We start from the raw sequence: 5394 nt of genomic DNA, 5'->3' as shown, positions 1-5394 counted from the left end.
GGCCGGCCCGCGCCGACCCCGGTTCAACGGGGGCGCTTCCGCGAGCTGGCCACAAACCGCGCCCTGTGGCACGCCGGCCCGCCGATCCGACGCGCCAACAGGCCGCGCGATTCCGGCGACCTGGTGTTTCTCCAGGCGCGGAGGGGCCGGAGGGCGGAAAAGCGGCCCCGCGCGTGCCGCAGGGCGCGGTTTGTGACCAACCTGCGGGCAACCCCTCGCCGAGCCACCTCCGGAGGGGCCCGTGTCAACGGTGGTTCAACAGAGAGCGGGATCCTCGCTGGACAAAACGGCCCCCAATCCACATCCTTGCGTGCGAATAATTAAGGAGGCGAGCGATCTACCTGGGATGACGCGAAGGTCCTTTTCGTACTCCTTGCAAAAGGGGCAGAGTCGGACCAAAAACATGTGGACCAAAGTCCGTTTTGTCCAAGAGAATTTCACTCATATTTTAAAGACGTCGCATGGCTGCGTTTCGCAGGCTCCGTCTCCCAGCGGCTCCGCACAGCCGAAACCCCACCCCGCCCCAAATTCGAATCGGAGCAAACCGGCGAGAACGGGCTTCCCGTCCTTGATGAGGACCCGACGCCCCCGATGCGGCCCCGTGCGAGAACGGGGTTCGCGCGCTCTTTGCATGGACCCGGACGAGGACGAGCTTCACGCGCCCCCGCACGCCGAGCAAAAACAAGGCTTGCGCGCTCCTGCATGCGCTTGATCGGGAACGGATCCGGTCGCGAACCCATCGCATGCCAAACTCGATTGCGAACCCACCGTGTATCCGACGCGGATCCGACGCAGATTCCACGCGAATCCGACGCGGATCCGGCGCAGATCCAATGCGAACCTGTCGCGCATCCAACACCCATCCGATGCGAATCCAGCGTCAAATTTCAATATAACACCTGATCAACGACTTAAAAGCGAGCATGCTTAAAAGCAGGGGATCCGATAAGATACGGCAATGACCATTTTCCTCTCCCATATCACCGCTCTTGAATGCTGGAACTCCGGCCTCCTTGACGCGCTCGCGTTTCCCCCGCATTCCATCGCGCGGGCACCGCTTGGATGCATGGAGGAAAAACGCCTCGCCGACACGCTGGCGACAAGGCGTTCGAAGGCGGCGTGTCGGGAGACGCTCCCTTTCGGCACCGATGCGCAATCCGACGCCTCCCTATGCAAGCCGACCGCGCAAGACGTCGCCGAATTGCGGGCGCTCGGCATAGCCCCTCAGCTAAAACGGCTGCACGTCCTCGTCCCGGGAAAGAGCGCGCGCAATCACCTGCGTGGAGTCGAGTGCCACGTATGCACGTCCAACCTGCCCGCGGGCTCGTTCCTTCGCCTGTCGGAGAACCTGTTCGTCGCTTCTCCCGAGCTGTGCTTCCTTCAAGCGGCTCCGGCACTGCCCTTCCCTGCGCTGGTGAAGCTGGGGTACGACCTGTGCTCCCGCTACGCTCGCTCCTTCGACGGCTCGACGAGCTATGATCGCCCCCTCCCCCTGACCACCGCCCACGTCATCGAAGGCTTTCTGGACGCCGTCGGGCTTCGCGGCACCGCGCCCGCACGCAAAGCCCTACGGTACGTGGCCGAATGCTCGCGCTCCCCGATGGAGACGGCTCTTGCGTGCGCTTTGTGCCTGCCACCGCGTCATGGGGGCTACGGCTTGCCGCTTCCTTGCATGAACTACCGTGTGGACACGGACCGCGCGGACCGCGGAGGCGGGGCGGGCTATCGGCTGTGCGACCTGTTCTGGCCGAAAGCGCGTTTGGCCGTGGAGTACGACAGCGACCTCGAGCATACCGGCCCGCAGAGGATAGCGGCGGACGCCGCGCGTCGAAACGCGCTGGAAACCGAGGGCGTCACCGTGATAACCGCCACGAGACAGCAGGTGATGAGGCCGCTTCACCTCGACAGGCTCGCCCACCAGATAGCCCGACGCCTGAATGTGCGCATCAGAGACGAACGCCTTCCCAGCCTTTCCGCGCGGGCGAGGCTCATGGAATCCCTCGTTGCATGAAAGAGCCGCCGCATCTCGCCCGTCTCCGGCATGCAGCGCCTAGCGCACGCTCACGAGCATGTCCTGGTAGGCGGCGCGCACCGCAGCCGGATGGCCCTCGCGGGAAAGCGCCGCCGCAAGCGCCTCGACCGGCAGCCGGTAGGTGTTGTTGTTCTGAGAGATGTGCATGGCCACCACCTGCTCCAAGCCCGCATGCAGAAGCCGCGCCAGCTCCTCGGCCGCCTGCCCGTTGGAAAGATGCCCCGCATCCGACGCCACGCGGCGCTTCACCGGGTAAGGGTAGGGCCCCTCCGCGAGCATCCGCGGATCATGGTTAGCCTCTATCGCAAGCAGGCGCACGCCGAGAAGCGCCTCGTGGGCCTCTCCCGTCACCGCCCCCGTGTCGGTCATGAGGCCCGCCGCGTCGCCTCCTGCGGCCTCGAAGCGAAAGCCGCAAGAGGCGGCCGCGTCGTGGGAGGTGCGAAAGGCGCCCACCTGCATGCCGGCAAGCGACAGCGCCTCGCCCGCCGAAAACGCGCGCACGTCGCACGAACCCTCGAGCGCCGCCACCTCCCGGCTGGCCGCGCGCACCGCGCGCTCCGCGTACACAGGCGGCCGCACGCCCGCCTTCGCCAGCCCCCGCAGCACCACGCCCAGGCCCTTCGTGTGGTCGGTGTGCTCGTGGGTCACCAGGACCGCGGCCAGGTTCGCAGGATCGAAGCCCGCCTCCTCGCAGCGCGCGAAGAAGTCCCTTTTGCAGATGCCGCAGTCCACGAGCACGCCCGCGCCCGTGGCCACATCCTCGACGACCGTCGCGTTCCCGCGGCTGCCGCTTGCCAGCACGTGCACGGCCAAACGATGCTCCATACGCTTCCTCTCGAAACAGATGGAGGGCGGAAAGCCGCCCCTCCCCTTCCGCGCCTTTTCACCCGCCAAGCAGCGCCGCCACCAGGCGCGCCAGACGCCCGCAGCGCGTCTACAGCCGCTCGATCACGCCTGTGATCAGGCGCGCGAAGTCGGCCTCGCGGGTTTTCGCCACGTCGAGCACCTCCGTGCCCGTGGGGCTTGCTCCCTCTATGCCGCAGCCCATGTTCGACACCAGCGACACCCCCAGCACCCGCATGCCCACGTGCCGCGCGGCGATGACCTCCTCGCACACGCTCATGGCAACCGTGTCGGCGCCCCATGAGCGGAACATGCGGATCTCGGCCGGCGTCTCGAAGCTCGGGCCGAGCGCGCCAAGGTACACGCCTTCCCGCACGCGGATGCCGCGCTCGGCGGCCACGTCGCGCGCGATGGCGCGCAGCTTGGGGTCGAAGGCGTCCTTCATGCTGAAGAACCGCTCGGAGAGGTTGGCCGGATCGGACGCGGCTATGGGGTTGCGACCGGTGAAGTTGATTTGGTCGCTCATGATGCAGAAGTCGCCCACCTCGTAGTCCGGGTTGAGGGCGCCGGCGGCGTTCGTGGTGATGAGCGTGCGCACCCCCAGACGCTCCATGAGCCACACAGGATAGGCCACCTCCTGCGCGTCGTTGCCCTCGTAGCCATGCAGGCGGCCCTGCATGGCCAGCACGCACTTGCCGCCGAGCATGCCGCACACGAAGCGCCCCACGTGCCCCTCGGCCGTGCTCGTCTTCATGCGCGGCACCTCCGCGTAGGGGACGCGCACGGCGTCGGCCACCTCGTTCGCCAGCGGGTTCAGGCCCGAGCCCAGCACCAGACCCACCGTCGGCTCGCGGCCCTCCAAACGGCGGCGCAGCACGTAGGCCGACAGCGTGAGGTCGTCGTCGAGGATGTTGCGTGCGATCATGGCGCGTCCCTCCCGGTTCCCCTCGTCCCCTCTACGCCAATCCGCAAGCCGCACGCAGGGCCTGCGCGCGGTCGGTGCGCTCCCAGGTGAACTCGGGCAGCTCGCGTCCGAAGTGGCCGTAGGCGGCCGTCTTGCGGTAGATGGGGCGGCGCAGGTCAAGCGCGTCGACGATGGCGCCGGGGCGCAGGTCGAACGTCTGGGCCACCGCGCGCTCGATGTCGGCCTCGGGCACCGTGTTCGTGCCGAAGGTGTCCACCATCACGCTCACCGGCCGCGCCATGCCGATGGCGTAAGCCACCTGCACCTCGCAGCGGCGCGAAAGCCCTGCGGCCACCACGTTTTTGGCCACCCAGCGCGCCGCGTAGGCCGCCGAGCGGTCCACCTTCGTGCAGTCCTTGCCGGAGAACGCGCCGCCGCCGTGGCGGCCCATGCCGCCGTAGGTGTCAACGATGATCTTGCGGCCGGTGAGGCCCGCGTCCCCCATGGGTCCGCCCACCACGAAGCGCCCGGTGGGGTTCACGTGAATCTGCGCGTCGCGGGCCAGCTCCACGCCCTCGCGCGCAAGCACCGGCTCCACCACGTGCTCCACGATGGCGGCGCGCAGCTCGTCGTGCCCCCACTCCTCGGCGTGCTGCGTGGACACCACCACCTTCTCCACATGCACGGGCCGGCCGTCCTCGTAGCGCACCGACACCTGGGTCTTGCCGTCGGGGCGCAAGCCCGCGAGCGTGCCGTCCTTGCGCACCTCGGTGAGCCGCTCGGCCAGGCGGTGGGCCAGGTAGATGGGCAGGGGCATGAGCGTGGGCGTCTCGTCGCACGCATAGCCGAACATCATGCCCTGGTCGCCCGCGCCGATGCGCTCGTAGGGGTCGTCGCCGGCCTGACCGTGCTGGGCCTCCCAGCTTTCATCCACGCCCTGCGCGATATCGGGGCTTTGGTCGTGGATGGCGTTGAGCACGCCGCACGTGTCGCAGTCGAAGCCGTACTTCGCACGGTCGTAGCCGATGTCGCGCAGCACCTCGCGCACGATGGCCGGCACGTCCACGTAGGCCTGCGTGCGGATCTCGCCGGTGACGATGACCATGCCGGTGGTGGCCATGGTCTCGCAGGCCACGCGCACCTGCGCGGGATCGGCGGGCTGGCCGTTCGGGGCGATGTATCCCGCCGCCGCCAGCTCCGTCTCTTTGGCAAGGATGGCGTCCAATATGGCGTCGGAGATTTGGTCGCACACCTTGTCGGGGTGCCCCTCCGTGACGGACTCGGACGTGAACAGGTACGATGATGCTTCGGCCATGAGTTCCTCCTTCATCGCTGTAGGCCGGACCACCTTGGCGCGCACGCCAGGTTGGTGTCGGGATCTCAGAGCCAACTCTCTCCCCCGACTCTCGATAAACGGATGCCCGCATTCGCCGCACGGGCCGCGAACCTCGCAATCTTACCGCAACGCCCCTCCGCGCACAATCCGCACGGGGCGCCCGCCACCTCCCCTCCGCAATTCCTCCGTCATGGTTGATTGCAATCGCAGTCTGGACACTGCAATAGCAAGCTGGACATTCGAAGCTTGGCAGCAGGTTATGAATGAAAAAGACCTTCA

4 protein-coding genes are annotated in these 5394 nt (G+C 67.4%); 1 reads left to right on the top strand and 3 read right to left on the bottom strand.

Going from position 1 to position 5394, the window contains the following annotated elements:
- Nucleotides 1-958 precede the first annotated feature (958 nt).
- Nucleotides 959-2011 carry a hypothetical protein gene (locus ACWKY3_RS10490; RefSeq protein ID WP_449316355.1) on the top strand — a complete coding sequence of 351 codons (1053 nt, stop codon included), beginning with the start codon at nt 959-961 and terminating at the stop codon, nt 2009-2011.
- A gap of 39 nt (nt 2012-2050) precedes the next feature.
- Here ACWKY3_RS10490 and ACWKY3_RS10485 read toward each other — a convergent pair whose 3' ends face one another.
- The 3 genes from ACWKY3_RS10485 to metK form a co-directional block, all read right to left on the bottom strand.
- Nucleotides 2051-2857 (bottom strand): MBL fold metallo-hydrolase, encoded by an 807-nt coding sequence (locus ACWKY3_RS10485; protein ID WP_449316354.1) that lies wholly within the window; start codon nt 2855-2857, stop codon nt 2051-2053.
- A 109-nt stretch (nt 2858-2966) separates the two neighbouring features.
- The gene (locus tag ACWKY3_RS10480; RefSeq protein WP_449316353.1) at nt 2967-3800 is read right to left on the bottom strand and encodes a purine-nucleoside phosphorylase; all 834 of its coding nucleotides are present in this window, start codon (nt 3798-3800) and stop codon (nt 2967-2969) included.
- 31 nt (nt 3801-3831) lie between these two features.
- Nucleotides 3832-5094: a methionine adenosyltransferase gene (metK, locus tag ACWKY3_RS10475; protein WP_449316352.1), complete on the bottom strand. Its 1263-nt coding sequence runs from the start codon at nt 5092-5094 to the stop codon at nt 3832-3834.
- Nucleotides 5095-5394: the final 300 nt, after the last annotated feature.

The organism is Rubneribacter sp. (assembly GCF_965361815.1).
This window is presented reverse-complemented; position numbering and strand designations above follow the sequence as displayed.

Bases quoted from the DNA above. Each gene is read 5' to 3' on its own strand.
- ACWKY3_RS10490 (WP_449316355.1), top strand. From the start codon at position 959: ATGACCATTTTCCTCTCCCATATCACCGCTCTTGAATGCTGGAACTCC.
- metK (WP_449316352.1), bottom strand. From the start codon at position 5,094: ATGGCCGAAGCATCATCGTACCTGTTCACGTCCGAGTCCGTCACGGAG.
- ACWKY3_RS10480 (WP_449316353.1), bottom strand. From the start codon at position 3,800: ATGATCGCACGCAACATCCTCGACGACGACCTCACGCTGTCGGCCTAC.
- ACWKY3_RS10485 (WP_449316354.1), bottom strand. From the start codon at position 2,857: ATGGAGCATCGTTTGGCCGTGCACGTGCTGGCAAGCGGCAGCCGCGGG.